This window comes from Paenibacillus sp. EB106-06-01-XG199 (assembly GCF_058791575.1).
This window is the reverse complement of the sequence record NZ_JBYTDQ010000011.1, coordinates 1-16,645: the sequence shown is the minus strand read 5'-3', so window position 1 is coordinate 16,645 and position 16,645 is coordinate 1. Positions and strand designations below refer to the sequence as shown.

The window sequence follows — 16,645 nt, the reverse complement described above, 5'->3', positions numbered from 1 at the left end:
TAAATTGTCAATCTGTTGAATGCCATAGATTCCATCTTCGTAAGTAGAAGTCGTAAGGCCGCATATGCTAGAATAGGCTAGAAGAAGCTGGATACATAGAGCGGAAGCGTTGTTCGTCTGAGCCTGAAGGGCGCTAAGCCTAATTCCGCAAATACGGGAGGAGGAGCTGCATTGCATTTTTTTTCTGATCTGGTCTCGCAGTTGTTTGAGTGGATTCAGAGTCTTGGGTATTTCGGGATTATGATCGGACTCATGATTGAAGTAATACCGAGTGAGATTGTGCTTGCTTTTGGCGGATACTTGGTTTCGCAAGGGCAGATTAACTTTTTTGGCGCAGTTCTTTTTGGAACGGTGGGTGGGGTCATTGCCCAGATCTTTGTGTATTGGATCGGTCGTTATGGCGGCAGACCTGTACTGGAGAAATACGGAAAGTATATTTTTATCAAGAAGAAGCATATTGATCATTCCGAAGAATGGTTCAACAAGTACGGTACCGGTGTTATTTTTACGGCCCGCTTCATTCCGATTGTCCGCCATGCCATTTCCGTGCCGGCAGGGATATCACGTATGCCGTTAGGCAAATTCACTCTGTTAACCACACTCGCGGTTATTCCGTGGAGCGCACTATTTGTTTACCTGGGCTACACTCTGGGTGACAAATGGGAGACGATTGACGAGGTTGCGGCCAAGTACACCCATGAGCTGATTCTCGTTGCAATAGCCATTATCGTTATATATTTTCTGTTCAAGTGGTACAAATCCAAGAAGAAAGGTAGTGCAGTATGAAGCAGAATGTAGCCCATAAGTTTGGTCAAGGTGTTACTCCGCGCCAGTTCGTGGAAGGGATGACGAAGAATCAGCAGGCATTTGAGTCCTGGTATGAGAAGTTTGCCTGGGATAACGAAAGCGACCGGGAATACTTTGAGAGCCTGAACCATCGCGATGATCTGCGGGTGCTGATCCTGGCTGCCGATTGGTGCGGTGACGTAGTGCGTAATGTGCCGGTTGTATTCCGCATTCTTGAGACAGCGGGGATTAAGACTGAAGTGCTGATTCTGGAAGAGCATCAGGATGTCATGGATGATTTCCTGACGATGGGTGGCAGATCGGTGCCGATTGTCATCTTTGCCGATACTGGAGGTTATGTGCTCGGTCATTGGGGTCCACGTCCGGAGCATGTGCAGTCTCTGATGGCTGCATTCAAACAGGAGAATCCTGACCGCGAAGCTGCGGATTACGAGAGCAAGATTGCCGAAGTACGCAAGGCGATGGGACAAGCCTACGGGGAAGGAACGGAATCGCACGCAGTTATCGCGGGAGAACTGCGCAGCCTGATCTCCGGCTTTTAAATTATGCTTAATATACGTTCCTATAATCTAGGGCCGCTCCAGACCAATGCGTATTTGTTGACAGGGGCAGACCCCGGGCGTGGCATCATCATCGACCCCGGTATGAACCCCGCCGGTCTTGTGCGGGCTATAGAAGGCATGGAGATTGAAGCGATTTTGCTGACACATGCCCATTTCGATCATATCGGCGGCGTAGATGAAATACGCAAAGCCAAGAAATGTCCTGTCTATGTTCATCCTCTGGAGAGTGAATGGCTGAGCAGTCCCAAGCTGAACGGCTCACTGATGTGGCCGGAAGCCTCGCCTCCGGTAAGCACAGATCCTGCAGAGTATGATCTGGCAGAAGGACAGATTCTGCAGCTGCTGGGCCTCACCTTCCGGGTGATGCATACCCCCGGGCATTCTCCGGGAAGTGTCAGCTTCCTGTGTGGAAATGATCTGTTTTCCGGGGATGTGCTGTTTAAGCTGGGGGTCGGACGTACCGATCTGCCCGGCGGCAGAGAGCGGGATTTAATTGACTCCATCCGCGGGAAGCTGTACCGGCTGGATGAAGAAGTGAAGGTATATCCGGGACATGGTCCGCGGACAACCATCGGCTTTGAACGTCTCCGCAATCCTTACGTTCCCATGCAGTGACCTTATTCCCCTGGATGCGACATGAACCGGGAAAATAGAGATGGACATTAAGGTACAAAGTTGCTACAATAATGTTAATTAAATGTAACATTTACCTCGCGAAGCACGCAGACTGTGGAATAATCCCGGTTTGCGTTCTTTTTTTTGTCTACATAATAGGTCGAATGCATGGGAGGAAGCGCCTTGAAGAACGATATACATTACCAGATGGATGATGGAAAGCCAGATACAGCTAGTGAAATCTTCGCAGTCGGTATTGGGAAAGAAACGGAGTATACTGCTCTTGGCAGAGCTCCAGACCGTTTGGAGCGGACTTTATTCTGGCATTTCCCTGGAGGGAAAGGTGCAGTGCAGCCTTGGCGGCGGAGACTTTGGGAGCTGCAAAATAATATGGATCACGAATGAACGAATTGATATAGCTATTCGTATTACGGTGTGAATGAAGGAAGCATGGAGGGATCAATGAGCGACGTGACGCTGGAGAGAATCAAGCTGGCACAGCAGGGCGATGCTTCGGCGCTTGCGTTACTGCTGCGGGAGCATTACAGCTTTTTGTACAAATACCTAATCAAGGTCACCATGGACCCATTGCTCGCCGAGGAGCTTGCCCAGGATACTATGGTCAGATGCATGGAGAAGATTAGAAGCTACGATGGTTCCTCTTCTTTTTCCTCATGGCTGATCACGATCGCTACCCGTCTTTATATCGACCGGAAGCGGAGATGGAAACGTGAAGCGGAGTGGCGGCGCCAGGAGCAGGGCGTGTTGACCATCCGCTGGCGGTTTGAGAGCCGGAATATAGAATGGAGCGATCTGCTTGATGCGCTCTCCCGGATTCCCTCACCTCAGCGGATAGCCGTACTGCTGAAGCATTATTACGGTTACAGCTATGAAGAAATCGGTGTGATTCTGCAAGTCCCATCGGGCACAGTCAAATCACGTGTGTCTGCCGGCCTTAACCACCTGCGAAAGGAGCTGAATGAGGATGAAACCTGATGATGAGGAACTGCTGGTCCAGTTGAACGCAGAATTGAATATTTTGGATGCGCAATTTGATGACATTTCACCGCCATCTATGGTGGTTATGAAAGAACTCATTGCCGCCGAGACCCTCCGCAGGCGCCGTAAGAGCCGCAATGAGCTGCTGCTGTTCTTGTGCTTGGCTCTGATTGTGCTCAGTATCATTCTGACTGCATTGGGATCAGCCCCTGTATTTTATTGGGTACTACAGGCGATGTTCCCCCTCGCGGCACTTGGCAGTCTGGGGATTTCGCGGATCAGACTGCGGCGGGAGGATACGGAAGAGTGAGTGAACTGAAGGATGTGCCTTTATGGTTGTGGATTTGCTTAGCTGCCGTGCTGATGCTGCAGGGGACATGGATATTCCGGGATGCGCAGAAGAGAGGCAAAGGTGGCATGGCATGGTTCTGGGGAGTCTGGGGTCTTACCGGAATACCCACGCCGGCAGTTTGTTATCTGTTGTTTGTGATTCTGCCAGATAGACGAAGAAGAAAGCGGGATTAATCAATACAGGATGTCAGGAAAGATTCTTCTGTATGCGAAGAATAGAACGGGGGATGCTGGGATGGACAAAGTGAATTGGGGTTTGGTTTGGCCGCTGCTTGCACTTCAGATCCTGCTGGCCATTGTCGGATTGATATCTTTGGCCAGAGCGGAGAAAGTGCGGGGGCCGAAATGGATGTGGATTATTATAATAGTATTTGGCAATCTGCTCGGCAGTATTGCTTATTTTACGGCAGGAAGGAATGAGAACTGATGCCGCTGCTTAAGGTTGCCGATCTGCATAAACGGTATGGCAGACATATCTCCGTAGATGGTATAAGCTTTGAGATCGAATCCGGGCGCTGTGTCGCCTTGCTGGGACCAAACGGAGCAGGCAAGACCACAACGCTGCGCATGCTTGCGGGTCTGCTGCCGCCTACGTCGGGGGAGATATCCTTTGCCGGCAATCGTCCGGGAACGGATTACCGCAAAGCGCTGGGATATTTGCCGCAATCCCCGGCTTTTTACAACTGGATGAGCGGACAGGAATATGTTGTCTTTGCTGCGAAGCTGAGCGGCATGCGCTCCAGAGAAGCAGCCGAGAGGTCGGCCGCCGCACTGGAGCGGGTAGGTCTCAGCGAGTCGGCGCGCCGCCGGATTTCCGGGTATTCAGGCGGAATGAAGCAGCGGCTCGGCCTGGCGCAGGCACTGGTGCACCGCCCCCGGCTGCTGCTGCTTGACGAGCCGGTCTCAGCGCTTGATCCGATTGGACGGCGGGAAGTGATGGAACTGCTGCGGGAGATCCGTGAAGAGACGACGGTCATCTTTTCTACACATGTGCTGCATGATGCCGAAGAGATATGCGATGACATCATATTAATGAACCGCGGTGTGATAGCTGAGCAGGGGACATTATCCTATCTCCGTTCACAGTACAGTCTTCCTATTATCAGATTATATACAGAGAAAGAGGATAAGGCATTCCGGTGGCTGGAGGATCTTGTGAATAAACCTTTTATTGTTCAGTCGCAGATTATTGCAGGTAAAGCCATCTTTAATGTGAGCGATGTAGAACTGGCACGGCGGGAGATTCTGCAGGAAGCTGGCAAATTGGACATTCCGCTGCTACAATTCGAAGCAGGCTCTTCCACGCTGGAAGACTTGTTCATGAAAGTGGTGGGCTCATGAGAAGTTTCTGGACTTTATACTCGAAAGAAATGCTCGAGACGCTGCGAAGCTACAAACTGGTCTGGATACCGATTGTATTTATCATCTTGGGCATTATGCAGCCGCTTGTGACCTATTACATGCGCGATATTCTGGAAGCTTCCGCAAATGTGCCGGCAGGGATGCTGGAGAGCTTTGAAATGCCGGAGGCAGCTGCGGTAATGGCGCAAGCGCTTGGCCAATATGGGACGATTGGCATACTGGTTCTGGCGCTTGGGAGCATGAATGCACTGGCGGGAGAACGGAGCAGCGGAACGGCTGAGCTGCTGATGGCCAAGCCGGTTACTCCGATAGTCATTATCATCGCCAAATGGGCTGCACAGCTGACCCTGCTTGTGATTGCACTTGGATTGGGCGCGGCAGGGGCCGGGTATTACACGGAAGAGCTGATGGGTCCGCTTGCCTGGGGTGAGGTTGCAGCTGCAACCGGAATCTATGGGCTATGGCTGCTCTGCGGCGTCTCACTCACACTGCTGTTCAGCTCCTTTCTTCGTGGGCCTGCCGCCGTGTTTCTTGCACTGGCGCTCGTTGCGGGGGTATCGCTTGCCTATGGTCTGCTGCCAACCCGGCTTGCATGGACGCTGGCTGCATTGCCCGGATTGTCCGCTGGAGTTCTTGTAGACAGCGGCACGGTTGGAGTAGGCCCTTTTCTCTCAGCAGCCGTGCTGATTGTGCTGTGTATTGCCGGGTCTGCTCTGTTAACGTCCAGGAATAAACTCCCAGTTTGACGGAAAAATAAGAAAAATGTTGCTTTTTCTCGACATTTCTGAAAATTTCAAAGGAAATTTCATTGAACTCTCCTCCTGCAGCTGGACAGCTCTATCTTTTTTTAGTAGACTGTTGAAACAAGTAGAACCATGATAGATTTTGGCTCAGGAGGTAGGACGATGCTGCGTTTAGGAGAGAAAATTGTCATTGTTGCAGACGCTTTTGAGCAGAGTCTTCCTATTGGAGACTACGGCTACCTGATTGCTTACGACCGCAATCCTGACAATGCGTTTGATTATGTGATTCGTGTCCCTCAGGCTAACAGGAATTTTTATGTTACGGCAGAGGATATTGAGGCGGAAGAACAATTGCTGGTGGTAGAGGCTGAGAGAGCAACGCATGAAGCATTGATCGACTATGCTTTGTCGACATACAATGAGAAGCTGTTTCATCATTTGATGAACGGCGAAGACATGGAAGCAGAAGAGGCGGAAACGACGTCTACGGAAAGTATGTCCCAGGCGGAATTCATCAAACAGGTGAATCTTCGCGCTTGGATTTAGGTAAGGCCGGCGCAAGCCGGCTTTTTTGAAATAGAAGAATTTATATGTTCCACGCCATAAATGATCCTTCTATTTTTCGCAGAAGCGGCTGCCAGTCCTAAGAGGACTGCAAGTCTGTTTCTTCTTAAAATGTAGGAATCTATAGGGTGCACGCAATGCTTTATCCTTATATTTCTGCTGAAACGGCTGCCGTCCCTATTAGGACGCCATAGCCGTTTTTTCTTGTTTCATGTACCCACAACCTGTAGCGCCACCAGCTGTTGTTCGAATTGCAGCTTTATGAACATGACAAGCTCATTGAATTGTCCAGGCTTCTACAATATAATTAAAAACGTTATCCGGGCGCTTTAGCCCTTTAAACAGGAGGGATATTTCTTATGAGCATTACCGTCAAAGATGTGCAGCATGTGGCCAAGCTGGCCCGCCTGCAGTTAAGCCCGGAAGAAGAGGCTACTTTTACTGAACAAATGAATGCTATTTTACAATATGCGGAGAAATTGAACGAACTCGACACGGAGCATGTGAAGCCGACAACGCATGTGCTGCAGGTCAGCAATGTGATGCGGGATGATGTCGTGAAGGAGAGCCTTTCCCAAGAAGAAGCTCTGCTTAACGCACCTGAACATGAAGACGGACATTTCAAAGTGCCGGCAGTTCTGGAATAACGACAATAGAGAGGAGGAAGAAAGTTGAGCCTGTTTCAATATCGACTACCCGAAGTACATAACATGCTGCACAGCAAAGAGATTTCGGTCAGCGAACTGACGGAAGAATCACTGGCTGCCATTACCGGGCGTGACGGGAAGGTGCATGCATTTTTAACTTTAAATGAGGAGGGCGCGCGGCTGTCCGCACGTGCTCTGGATGACAAGCTGGCTTCCGGTGCAGCGCGCGGTTTGCTGTTTGGTCTTCCTGCAGGAATTAAAGATAACATTGTGACCAAAGGACTGCGCACGACCTGTGCCAGCCAGTTTCTGGACAATTTCCAGCCGATATATGATGCAACAGTTGTTTCCAAACTGCGTCAGGCTGATGCTGTAACCATCGGCAAGCTGAACATGGACGAGTTCGCCATGGGCGGCTCCAATGAGAATTCTAGCTACGGGGCTGTGCGTAATCCTTGGGATCTGGAACGTGTTCCCGGGGGCTCCAGCGGCGGCTCGGCAGCTGCAGTAGCTGCCGGCGAAGTCTTTTTTGCCCTTGGCTCCGATACCGGCGGGTCCATCCGCCAGCCCGCTTCGTATTGCGGTGTGGTAGGACTTAAACCGACTTATGGTCTGGTTTCGCGTTACGGCCTGGTGGCATTTGCTTCGTCGCTCGATCAGATTGGTCCGCTTACCCGCACAGTGGAGGATTCCGCTTATGTGCTGCAGGCGATTGCCGGATATGACGCCCAGGATTCCACCTCGGCCAAAGTGAATATCCCTGATTACTTAAGCGCGCTTACCGGTGATATTTCCGGGCTTCGCATCGCTGTGCCGAAGGAGTATATCGGAGAAGGTGTAGATGCCTCCGTCCGTGAGAGTGTGCTGTCTGCACTTAAGGTGCTGGAAGATCTGGGTGCGGTCTGGGAAGAGGTTTCTCTTCCGCATACTGAATATGCTGTGGCGGCGTATTATTTGCTCTCCTCTTCGGAGGCGTCTTCCAACCTGGCCCGGTTTGACGGGGTGCGTTACGGTGCGCGTATAGATAACGGCGGCGGACTGCTTGATTTGTACCATAATTCCCGCAGCCACGGATTTGGGCCGGAAGTTAAACGCCGGATTATGCTCGGCACTTATGCGCTCAGCTCCGGTTATTATGATGCTTATTACTTGAAGGCGCAGAAAGTGCGCACCTTGATCAAGCAGGATTTCGACGAAGTATTTAAAAAATATGATGTCGTCATCGGACCGACTGCGCCAACTACAGCTTTCAAGCTGGGCTCACAGACGGAAGATCCGCTCACGATGTATTTGAATGATATTTTGACCATTCCGGTTAGTCTCGCCGGTATTCCTGCCGTCAGCATCCCTTGCGGTTTTGCCGAAGGCCTGCCTGTAGGTCTGCAAATTATCGGCAAGGAATTTGATGAGAGCACGGTACTGCGTGTTGCACACGCTTTTGAACAACATACAGATCATCATAAAGTACAGCCACAACTATAATTGCAGTCTTCGAAGCTTAGGCTCACAAAACTTTTAAGGGATGAGATCATTTATGTCTAAATACGAAACGGTCATCGGGCTGGAAGTTCATGTGGAGCTTCATACCAAGTCCAAAATCTTCTGCGGCTGCTCCACAGAATTTGGTGCTCCGCCCAATACGCACACCTGTCCCGTCTGTCTTGGTCATCCCGGCGTGCTGCCGGTGTTGAACCGCCAGGCGGTGGAATACGCGATGAAAGCAGCCATGGCGCTGAACTGCACCATCGGCGATGTCAGCAAGTTCGACCGCAAGAACTATTTTTACCCCGATTCGCCCAAAGCGTATCAGATCTCGCAATATGACCAGCCGATCGGCCTGAACGGCTGGATTGATATCGAAGTGAACGGTGAAACCAAACGGATCGGAATCACCCGCCTGCACCTGGAGGAAGACGCGGGCAAGCTGACTCATGTAGACGGCGGATTTGCTTCCCTCGTCGATTTCAACCGGGTAGGCACACCGCTGATCGAAATTGTCTCCGAACCGGATCTGCGCTCTCCTGAAGAGGCGCGCGCTTATCTGGAGAAGATACGGGCCATTATGCAATATTGCGACGTATCCGATGTGAAGATGGAAGAAGGCTCCATGCGCTGCGATGCGAACATAAGCCTGCGGCCGGCAGGTCAGGAAGAGTTCGGCATCCGGGCGGAGCTTAAGAACATGAACTCCTTCCGGGGTGTGCTGCGCGGTCTGGAGTACGAGCAATTCCGCCAAGGGGAAATCCTTGATGATGGCGGTATCGTCGTGCAGGAGACCCGCCGCTGGGATGAAGCGCAGGGCAAGACGTTATCCATGCGCGGCAAGGAAGAAGCTCACGATTACCGCTACTTTCCAGATCCGGATCTCATTGTCCTGCATATTGATGATGCTTGGAAAGAGTCCATCCGCGCTACGATTCCGGAGCTGCCGGATGCCCTCCAGCTGCGGTACAGTGAGGAGTATGGCCTTACCGCTTATGATGCGGGTGTGCTGACCTCTTCCAAGCCGCTGGCCGATTTCTTTGAAGGCTGCCTTGCTTATACAAAGGATGCCAAAGCTGTGGCCAACTGGATGATGGGCGATTTGCTGGGTTATCTGAACGGCAGCAATCTGGAATTGTCCCAGGTGAAGATTACACCGCAGGGTCTGGGCGAAATGATCGGCCTGATTTCAGGTGGTACGATCAGCAGCAAGATTGCCAAGACTGTCTTCAAGGAAATGCTGGAAAGTGGAAAGCTGCCGGGTGCAATCGTTGAAGAGAAGGGACTTGTTCAGATCAGCGACGAGGGCGCAATCAAAAAAATCGTTGAGGATGTAGTGGCTGCCAATCCGCAATCGGTGGAGGATTACAAGGCTGGCAAGCAAAAGGCAATCGGATTCCTGGTAGGTCAGGTTATGAAAGAAAGCAAAGGCAAAGCTAACCCGGGTCTGGTAAATACATTGCTGGCTGAAGTTTTGAACAGCTAGATTCCGCTTTTGGGTAATAGTAGACTATAGGATTATTAGCTCAGGGCTTGTCGGCAACGGCAGGCCCTGAGCGGCATATAAGGGGACTGTGCGGATGAACACAATTATCAAGCTTGATCTGCAGGATGAGATCATTCTTAGTGAGCTATGGAGCCTTCAGCATAAAGCTTACCGGCTGGAAGCGGAGATGATCGGATTCCATGAAATTCCGCCATTGCTGGAGACCAGAGATATGCTGAGCCAGTCTCAGGAGGATTTCTACGGCCGTTTCGACAGCAGCGGCGATCTGATGGGGGCTGTTGCCGTGCTGGAAGAGTCACCGGGCAAGCTGACTGTGACCCGAATGATGGTGAGTCCTGAGTATTTCCGCCAAGGGGTGGCAGGAAGCCTGCTGGAATTTATCTTTGCCCATTATCCGGGAATGGAGCAGTTTATTGTATCTACAGGGAAGCTCAATATTCCTGCAGTTACACTGTATACCAAACATGGGTTTATTCCAGCCGGAGTAGAGGAAGTAGCACCGGGTGTGGAACTGATTGAATTTTACCGGAGTGGTATGCTTTGAAAGTAATACAATTCTTTATGGAAGGAGGAGCCCGAAATGAGTTCTGAAAAGAAAGATGATTCCGCCAAGCTCCCGACAGAGGAAGGGATATATGATACAACTGCACAGGAGCAAGATGACGGGATAGAGCAGAAGAAGCCCTCAATCCCGCCTCGTCCAAAACGCCGTCCCCATCGTAAACGCAAATTTATTGCCGGACTGCTATCCGCATTAATTCCGGGGACGGGACATCTATATTTCGGGCTTCTCCGCAAAGGGATTTCTTTCATCTTTCTTATCCTGCTTGATATTGCGGCGCTGCTTTATTTTTCGTCCATCGGTATGCAGATCAACGTTCCGCTGCTGATATTGCTGGCCCTGATGATTCCGGTGCTGTATTTCTACAATGTATTTGATGCCCTGCAGTCTGCTGACCGGATTTTGCGCTTTCCCGGGGAACAGGACACTGAAACGCCAGCCCCTTCAAAATATGCCAAACGCCGTACCCTGGTGAGTGAGCCGGGAATCTCGTTTGGCCTGATGCTGCTCTTTGGAGGAGTGCTGCTGTTCCTGTTCCGGCAGAAGCCGGCCTGGCTGCAAATGTTCATTCAGGATTATGCGGGAACGGTAATTGCCGCGGTGCTGATCGTCGGTGGTTTTTTACTGGGAGTCCGTGAGGTTGCGAAGGGATTATCCAGGAGCAGAGGCAATGAGCGGCGCACCCGCCGTGTCGGCCGATATACGGCCGCAGTCCTGCTTGCCAGTGTCGGCGTTCTTTTGCTGATGGATGCAAGAGATGGAACACATAATATGCTGCTGCTGCTAAAATGGTGGCCTGTTATACCGGTGCTGTGGGGTGCGGAATACCTGCTCATTTACTTTTTCTCGGGCCGCAGAGGTCAGACTGATTATGGTTCAAAAGCCCGGATGGATTTGCGCGGTCTGTTCTCATCTCTTATTTTGGCCGCCAGTGTATTTATCGTGGCAGAGCAGGAGCATTATTTGCATTTATGGAACCGGGTCAGCCTTAACCTTACCGCTGCCGCAGTGGATTACGGCGAAGCCAAGGGTAGCCATTTTCAAAAGCCCCCATTAATCGTACCGGTTGAGCTGGGCACCTCTAAACTAACTGTTGATGCCATCAACGGCGACATCATGATTCACCGAGCCCCGGTAGAGGATATTGAAATCACGGCTACAGTATGGGTGGATCAGCTTGATGGTGCAGTGGCAGAGGCGATATCGGAACAGTCCTTTGTGGAGGTCATTGAGGGTTCTAACATCAAAGTAACCCCAAAAACCAAGACTTATGGAGACTCCGGCAAACGCCAGCCGCGTATGGATCTTGACATTTCGCTTCCGGAGGACCGCCGCTTTAATCTGGAGGTGCGGACGATGAATGGCGGAATTACGCTGCAGAACGTGGAAGCCATTGAGGATATCTCTCTGGAGACCGGCAACGGCGCGATTGTTCTATACCGCATATACGGAAATGTAAAAGGAAAGACACTAAACGGGGAAGCCCGTGCCAGAACAGTTCAAGGGGACGTTGAGATGTCAACGAGCGGCGGGAATATGGCAGCTTGGGATGTTACAGGGGCATTGAAGCTGTCGACCGCTGTAGGCAATATAACGGCATCCGGCAACGGTGGTGAAGTGGATTTGTCCAGCAAGAATGGCAATCTGGCAATTGACGGTGCAATGGCTAAACTGCATGCTGAATCCCTAAATGGCAAAATTAATGCCCGATCAGAGTCCGTCGGAGGAGACTGGGATATTTACAGCGCAGTTGGCGACATTGATCTTTACGTGCCTTTATTTGGCGATTATAAGGTGGATGGATCCAGCGGTTATGGAGATATCGACACCGACCTGCCAGAGCTGACTATCGACAAAAAGACAATTTCCGGCAAAATCGGCAATGGCGAGTTCAAACTGCGAGTAGAAGGAAACAGCAACCTAAATGTGAGGAAATATTGAAATAAGTAATTTTTATTATATAATAATGAATATAATGTATCGACTCCGTTGACAACATCGAAAGTCCGGTCTTACAATTACTTTATAGCTTTATTATGTTTTTATTTTAAAGGCGGTGGAATTGATGGGTAGTGGCGTACAGCATGCATTGGAACAACTGAAGACTACCGGTGTCCGTATTACGCCTCAGCGTCATGCGATTCTTACGTATCTGATGGAAGCGTTGAATCATCCTACGGCAGACGATATTTACCGTGCGCTTGAGCCGCAGTTTCCGAGCATGAGTGTGGCAACTGTATATAACAATCTAAAGATGTTCATGGAAGCCGGTATGGTTCGCGAGTTGACTTATGGTGACAATTCAAGCCGTTTTGATGCAAATGTATCCGATCATTATCATGTCATCTGCCAGGTGTGCGGGAAGATCGAAGATTTCAGCTACGCCTCGCTGCATGAAGTGGAGCAGGCTGCCGAACGGGCTACAGAGTTTAAGATCCATGGTTTGCGGATGGAATTGTACGGTGTGTGCAAATGCTGCAGTGACAAGAAGCATTGAGATAACAGATTGAATAACATTATAGGTATAATCGACTGCTATGTTTCGGACTGCAGGAGATTTGCCGGTTTTTCCAAAACGTGCGGAATCCGGAAGCGGAGGCTGCACGTTTTTTTGATAATTCTGCTATGACTTACTTAATCTATGAATAACTTCCAGTAGATTTTCGCAACCAAAGAGACTCACATAGCGTATACTTAAGATTGGATTGGTTATACGCGCACGCAAAATTAACTAAATATGTGGAGGATACATTTTGGACAGAAGACAGAGACAAAGACGCACCAAGAAGCGTGGAGGTCTTTTTCGCCGTTTATTAGGGCTTGTCATAATAGCCGCCGCTGCTTACTGGATTGTATTTTATGTACTGCCGAATCGGCAGCATATTGATCCTGACTGGAAAGAGATGGAACACCCTATTTTTGTCAAAGGAGAGTTTACAGGTTTTAACGCTAACGGTACAGGAGAGAGTCTGCTGCTGCCTCTGCCGCTTTTGCAGAAGTATGTTGATTCTTCCATTCGTTATGAAGAGGAGAGCAAATCAGCCATTCTTTCGACTGAGAGCGAGCTTCTATATATGCAAGAGAATTCAACCTCCGCCAGCCTGAACAACCAGCCGATTCAGCTTCGGCTTGCTCCTGAAGAAAAGGATGGAGTGACCTATCTTCCGGCCGATACCCTCGAAGATCTATATGGTTTTGAGGTAGAAGAGGATAGTGATACCGGAGCTGTACTGCTGATGACTGCCGGGGAGACAGTTCCGCTGGGCAAAGTGAAGGGGGAGGAAGACGACAGAACGAAGGCACTGCGCAGCGAGGCGTCAATTCATGCCCCCATTATCGCGGATATGCCTCGGGGAGCCGTGGTGAGGATCTGGAAGGCTGACAACCCGGACTGGTTGTATGTGCAGCTGAGCAGTGGGTATACGGGATATGCCAAAGCCGGTGACATTCTGTCAGACGGGCAAAAAACTGTAGAAGAAAAAACTTCCACACCGTCGAGAGCGGAACGTAACTGGAAGGGCAAGCCGGTAAATCTGTTCTGGGAAGCAGTATACGAGCGTAAACCGGATCCGGCTAAGTTCGGTGATTTGCCTGGAGTCAATGTGGTTAGCCCTACGTGGTTTGAGATTGTAGACGTGCAGGGCAATGTGCGCAGTAAAGCGGACAAGGCTTACGTGCAGTGGGCGCACAAGCAGGACATGGAAGTCTGGGCTCTGCTCAGCAACAGCTTTGATGCCGATCTGACGACTGAGGCTTTAGCGAGCTATGAGAAGCGGATGAATACGATCGTACAAATGCTGGAATTTGCTGATTTATATGATTTGGATGGTATCAATATCGACTTTGAGAATGTATACACCAAAGACGGTGAGAATGTTACGCAGTTTATGCGGGAGCTGAAGCCAATGGCCCAAGCCAAAAATCTCATTGTCTCCATTGATGTGACGCCTAAATCGAAGAGTGAAATGTGGTCTTTGTTTCTGGACCGGCGCGCACTCGGTACAGTTGTTGATTTCATGATGGTCATGGCGTACGATGAGCACTGGGCATCCAGTCCAAAGTCGGGCTCTGTTTCCTCGCTGCCTTGGGTGGAGAGCTCCATCAGCCGCATTATCGAGGAAGACGAGGTGCCTGCCGAGAAATTGATTCTCGGTGTCCCGCTGTATACCCGCATCTGGTCGGAAACAACAGAAAAGGGTAAAACCAAGGTGAGCTCCAAGGCTGTGAGCATGAATGCGGTTCAGGAGATTCTTACTGAGAAGAAGCTGACACCGAAGCTTGATAAGGATGCGGGCCAGAATTACGTTGAGTACAAGGAAGACGGGATTCTCCGTAAAATATGGATAGAGGATAAGCTCTCACTACAAGGGAGAGTTAAACTAGCCAAATCGTTTGGACTTGGCGGAGTGGCCTCCTGGACACGCAGCCTGGGCAATCAGGAAGCCTGGGAGACCCTGCAAACAATTCATCAATAATATAATCTGTCAGTAAGATAACAAGGGGCTCCCAGTCTGGGAGCCCCTTGTTTGTATGATTCATTCATTGGCTGTCGTTATTGCTTGAGCTGCTGAGTTTCGAGCTGCTCTGCAGTTATCGTAGCCTGCGCCGGATCCCTTGTCAGAAGGGTATGGCAGAACATGCAGCGGTCTGTTTTCCCGAGCATCTTGGTCAGTTTGTGGCATTCCGGACATTCCAGCTGGACTGCGCTGGTGGACAGCATGCCTGCCCAGAAATAAATGGCGAGACTTGCCATCATGGAGATCAGGCCGATGACCAGACCGATAGCCGCGAATACTTTGCCTGCTGATCCCCAGAATACGATGCCTGCCGTTCCCAGAATCATGAGTCCCATTCCAAGCATGGTAAGCAGTAGTCCCCAGGTGCGAAAAGCATTGATTTTAGCCGATTTTAGCTTCATGAGTATTTACTCCTAACTAAAATATAGTTCGGTCGTCCAGGAGGAACTGATATGAATATGTAGAATATTATTATTTAAGAGGATTATAACTGACTGGACGCAAAATCGCCAAATTTGATGGAGGGAAGTATGGAACTATCCAATTTGACCCTGTTGAGTGGAGAAACGTTTGATGAGAATGTTCTGGGAGCTGTCACTTTGAGGCAGAAGGGTAATGCTCCGTTTCAGAGTGCGCTTCTTCATGACTTCGATATGGTAGTGCTGATGCTGCATGAAGATGAAGAGAAAGAACGGACTATAACCCATAGCATTGCCGGTGACCGTCGCACGCAGTCTGTGCATGTAGGCTTATCTGCCCTGGAGCGGGCTGTAATGGCGGGTGATAACAATGAACTTCTTACCAGCTTAATAGCTGGAGATGTGATTTGGGACCCTAAGGGAATATTAGGGGATATGCGCAGGGAGATCATGCAATTCCAGGGCCCGCTAAGAGAGCGGGTGCTGTTTATGGAATTTGCACGCTTTCAGCATATGTATGTTAAATCCAAACGGTATCTGGAAGCAAACTGTACCATGGATGCCTACAACTGTGTTTTGATTGCTTTGTATCATTGGGCGCGGATTGAAGTTAGTGAAGCGGGATTTTTCCCCGACCCTGCAGTATGGGAACAAGTCAAGAGTCTAAACACCCCTGTTCACAAGCTGTATGAAGAGCTTACGGTGAGTACCGAAACTCTAGATCAACGAGTCGAACTGATTCTGCTTGCCTGTGAATTTGCCCTAATGTCGAAGATGTCTGATTGTTGCAGATTGCTTTTGAATATCCTGGGCAGCCGAAAGGAATCATGGAGTATCAAAGAATTACTGCAGCATTCGGGCCTCAGCCAATTGGAAGCTGAACTGCCGCTTGTATTGCGCAAGCTTGTTTCCCGTTCACTAATAAGAGAGATTACTTCCTGGGCGGATGATGCCGGTGACGGTCATGCGGTACGTTACACCCGGTAAAGATAAAGAGCAGGATAGAGTGGCTATCCATAACGGGATGTTCCACCTGACAAAAGAGCATATGCTGTAGGATAGGGAGAGGCCGGGCGCTCTCTTTTTTTATTTGTACAGTTTCTGAATGAGATGATAAACGCAGGGAATATTTATAGTTGACTCTTTTGTTAATGGTGTGTTAAATTATAACTCGGCCCTCAGACACAATGACAAGCTGCAAAGCAAGCGTAAATCAACCGAAAAAAGAAATTAAAAAAAAGGTTGACTAAAACGAGGTCGCCGTGATATATTATAAAGGTCGCTGCTGACAAGCGCCGACGACGAAAAACAAGAACTTGATCTTTGAAAACTGAACAACGAGTGAGTATGGAAATCACGTAAGTGAGATCCAAAACTGATGAGTTTCACAGCGTATTTATACGCTTTAGAAATTTCATTGAGAGAATGTAAAATTCTCGTCAGATGTTTCAAATTGAGCAATCGCTCTTTCTAAATACCAATTTGGAGAGTTTGATCCTGGCTCAGG

The 16,645-nt window shown here is 49.8% G+C and carries 20 protein-coding genes; 19 read left to right on the top strand and 1 reads right to left on the bottom strand.

The genetic code is table 11. From position 1 onward, the window contains the following. The first annotated feature begins 171 nt into the window (after positions 1-171). The 18 genes from uptA to AC3WT9_RS28745 all read left to right on the top strand — a co-directional run bounded on the left by uptA (position 172) and on the right by AC3WT9_RS28745 (position 14,677). Positions 172-786: an undecaprenyl phosphate transporter UptA gene (gene uptA / locus AC3WT9_RS28830; RefSeq protein ID WP_076113346.1), complete on the top strand. Its 615-nt coding sequence runs from the start codon at positions 172-174 to the stop codon at positions 784-786. Beyond that, the gene (locus tag AC3WT9_RS28825) at positions 783-1,349 is read left to right on the top strand and encodes a thioredoxin family protein (RefSeq protein WP_341096391.1); all 567 of its coding nucleotides are present in this window, start codon (positions 783-785) and stop codon (positions 1,347-1,349) included. The genes uptA and AC3WT9_RS28825 overlap by 4 nt, the downstream gene beginning before the upstream one ends. Beyond that, a complete protein-coding gene (locus AC3WT9_RS28820; protein ID WP_341097787.1) occupies positions 1,350-1,985 on the top strand; it encodes an MBL fold metallo-hydrolase in 636 nt (211 codons plus the stop codon). Between the two features lie 183 nt (positions 1,986-2,168). Then, positions 2,169-2,390: a hypothetical protein gene (locus AC3WT9_RS28815; protein WP_341096389.1), complete on the top strand. Its 222-nt coding sequence runs from the start codon at positions 2,169-2,171 to the stop codon at positions 2,388-2,390. Between the two features lie 57 nt (positions 2,391-2,447). Then, positions 2,448-2,981 carry an RNA polymerase sigma factor SigY gene (gene sigY / locus AC3WT9_RS28810; protein ID WP_341096387.1) on the top strand — a complete coding sequence of 178 codons (534 nt, stop codon included), beginning with the start codon at positions 2,448-2,450 and terminating at the stop codon, positions 2,979-2,981. Continuing rightward, complete coding sequence (locus AC3WT9_RS28805; protein ID WP_341096386.1) at positions 2,971-3,294, top strand: DUF5345 family protein; 324 nt, start codon at positions 2,971-2,973, stop codon at positions 3,292-3,294. Before sigY ends, AC3WT9_RS28805 begins: the two co-directional genes overlap by 11 nt. Continuing rightward, positions 3,291-3,509, top strand: a complete 219-nt coding sequence (locus AC3WT9_RS28800; RefSeq protein ID WP_341096385.1) for a hypothetical protein — start codon at positions 3,291-3,293, stop codon at positions 3,507-3,509. Before AC3WT9_RS28805 ends, AC3WT9_RS28800 begins: the two co-directional genes overlap by 4 nt. A 61-nt stretch (positions 3,510-3,570) precedes the next feature. After that, positions 3,571-3,762, top strand: a complete 192-nt coding sequence (locus tag AC3WT9_RS28795) for a PLD nuclease N-terminal domain-containing protein (protein ID WP_038596544.1) — start codon at positions 3,571-3,573, stop codon at positions 3,760-3,762. Next, complete coding sequence (locus AC3WT9_RS28790; RefSeq protein WP_341096378.1) at positions 3,762-4,676, top strand: ABC transporter ATP-binding protein; 915 nt, start codon at positions 3,762-3,764, stop codon at positions 4,674-4,676. Before AC3WT9_RS28795 ends, AC3WT9_RS28790 begins: the two co-directional genes overlap by 1 nt. Beyond that, positions 4,673-5,443, top strand: a complete 771-nt coding sequence (locus AC3WT9_RS28785; RefSeq protein ID WP_341096377.1) for an ABC transporter permease subunit — start codon at positions 4,673-4,675, stop codon at positions 5,441-5,443. The genes AC3WT9_RS28790 and AC3WT9_RS28785 overlap by 4 nt, the downstream gene beginning before the upstream one ends. Positions 5,444-5,602: 159 nt before the next feature. Further along, positions 5,603-5,986, top strand: coding sequence for a hypothetical protein (locus AC3WT9_RS28780; RefSeq protein ID WP_038596538.1), 384 nt, complete (start codon positions 5,603-5,605; stop codon positions 5,984-5,986). A 377-nt stretch (positions 5,987-6,363) separates the two neighbouring features. Beyond that, positions 6,364-6,651 (top strand): Asp-tRNA(Asn)/Glu-tRNA(Gln) amidotransferase subunit GatC, encoded by a 288-nt coding sequence (gatC, locus tag AC3WT9_RS28775; RefSeq protein ID WP_038596536.1) that lies wholly within the window; start codon positions 6,364-6,366, stop codon positions 6,649-6,651. Positions 6,652-6,675: 24 nt separating this feature from the next. Then, entirely contained in the window at positions 6,676-8,133 is a 1,458-nt protein-coding gene (gene gatA / locus AC3WT9_RS28770; protein WP_341096376.1) for an Asp-tRNA(Asn)/Glu-tRNA(Gln) amidotransferase subunit GatA, read from the top strand. 40 nt (positions 8,134-8,173) lie between these two features. Continuing rightward, the gene (gatB, locus tag AC3WT9_RS28765) at positions 8,174-9,619 is read left to right on the top strand and encodes an Asp-tRNA(Asn)/Glu-tRNA(Gln) amidotransferase subunit GatB (RefSeq protein WP_038596532.1); all 1,446 of its coding nucleotides are present in this window, start codon (positions 8,174-8,176) and stop codon (positions 9,617-9,619) included. Positions 9,620-9,713: 94 nt separating this feature from the next. Then, a complete protein-coding gene (locus AC3WT9_RS28760) occupies positions 9,714-10,184 on the top strand; it encodes a GNAT family N-acetyltransferase (protein ID WP_341096375.1) in 471 nt (156 codons plus the stop codon). A 36-nt stretch (positions 10,185-10,220) separates the two neighbouring features. Beyond that, the gene (locus AC3WT9_RS28755; protein WP_341379812.1) at positions 10,221-12,143 is read left to right on the top strand and encodes a DUF4097 family beta strand repeat-containing protein; all 1,923 of its coding nucleotides are present in this window, start codon (positions 10,221-10,223) and stop codon (positions 12,141-12,143) included. Between the two features lie 124 nt (positions 12,144-12,267). After that, positions 12,268-12,699 (top strand): Fur family transcriptional regulator, encoded by a 432-nt coding sequence (locus AC3WT9_RS28750; protein WP_341379811.1) that lies wholly within the window; start codon positions 12,268-12,270, stop codon positions 12,697-12,699. A 256-nt stretch (positions 12,700-12,955) separates the two neighbouring features. Further along, the gene (locus AC3WT9_RS28745) at positions 12,956-14,677 is read left to right on the top strand and encodes a glycosyl hydrolase family 18 protein (protein WP_341096373.1); all 1,722 of its coding nucleotides are present in this window, start codon (positions 12,956-12,958) and stop codon (positions 14,675-14,677) included. Positions 14,678-14,754: 77 nt separating this feature from the next. Here the strand turns inward: AC3WT9_RS28745 and AC3WT9_RS28740 are convergent, their stop codons facing one another. Then, positions 14,755-15,120, bottom strand: a complete 366-nt coding sequence (locus AC3WT9_RS28740; protein ID WP_038596523.1) for a DUF2614 family zinc ribbon-containing protein — start codon at positions 15,118-15,120, stop codon at positions 14,755-14,757. Positions 15,121-15,249: 129 nt separating this feature from the next. On the opposite strand from AC3WT9_RS28740, the gene AC3WT9_RS28735 reads away from it, so the two are divergent. Continuing rightward, a complete protein-coding gene (locus tag AC3WT9_RS28735) occupies positions 15,250-16,125 on the top strand; it encodes a nucleotidyltransferase-like protein (protein WP_341096372.1) in 876 nt (291 codons plus the stop codon). The last annotated feature ends 520 nt before the right edge of the window (positions 16,126-16,645 follow it).

Bases quoted from the DNA above. Each gene is read 5' to 3' on its own strand.
- AC3WT9_RS28785 (WP_341096377.1), top strand. From the start codon at position 4,673: ATGAGAAGTTTCTGGACTTTATACTCGAAAGAAATGCTCGAGACGCTG.
- gatB (WP_038596532.1), top strand. From the start codon at position 8,174: ATGAGATCATTTATGTCTAAATACGAAACGGTCATCGGGCTGGAAGTT.
- AC3WT9_RS28755 (WP_341379812.1), top strand. From the start codon at position 10,221: ATGAGTTCTGAAAAGAAAGATGATTCCGCCAAGCTCCCGACAGAGGAA.
- AC3WT9_RS28735 (WP_341096372.1), top strand. From the start codon at position 15,250: ATGGAACTATCCAATTTGACCCTGTTGAGTGGAGAAACGTTTGATGAG.
- AC3WT9_RS28740 (WP_038596523.1), bottom strand. From the start codon at position 15,120: ATGAAGCTAAAATCGGCTAAAATCAATGCTTTTCGCACCTGGGGACTA.
- AC3WT9_RS28780 (WP_038596538.1), top strand. From the start codon at position 5,603: ATGCTGCGTTTAGGAGAGAAAATTGTCATTGTTGCAGACGCTTTTGAG.
- AC3WT9_RS28760 (WP_341096375.1), top strand. From the start codon at position 9,714: ATGAACACAATTATCAAGCTTGATCTGCAGGATGAGATCATTCTTAGT.
- AC3WT9_RS28825 (WP_341096391.1), top strand. From the start codon at position 783: ATGAAGCAGAATGTAGCCCATAAGTTTGGTCAAGGTGTTACTCCGCGC.
- AC3WT9_RS28750 (WP_341379811.1), top strand. From the start codon at position 12,268: ATGGGTAGTGGCGTACAGCATGCATTGGAACAACTGAAGACTACCGGT.
- sigY (WP_341096387.1), top strand. From the start codon at position 2,448: ATGAGCGACGTGACGCTGGAGAGAATCAAGCTGGCACAGCAGGGCGAT.
- AC3WT9_RS28805 (WP_341096386.1), top strand. From the start codon at position 2,971: ATGAAACCTGATGATGAGGAACTGCTGGTCCAGTTGAACGCAGAATTG.
- AC3WT9_RS28790 (WP_341096378.1), top strand. From the start codon at position 3,762: ATGCCGCTGCTTAAGGTTGCCGATCTGCATAAACGGTATGGCAGACAT.
- gatC (WP_038596536.1), top strand. From the start codon at position 6,364: ATGAGCATTACCGTCAAAGATGTGCAGCATGTGGCCAAGCTGGCCCGC.
- AC3WT9_RS28795 (WP_038596544.1), top strand. From the start codon at position 3,571: ATGGACAAAGTGAATTGGGGTTTGGTTTGGCCGCTGCTTGCACTTCAG.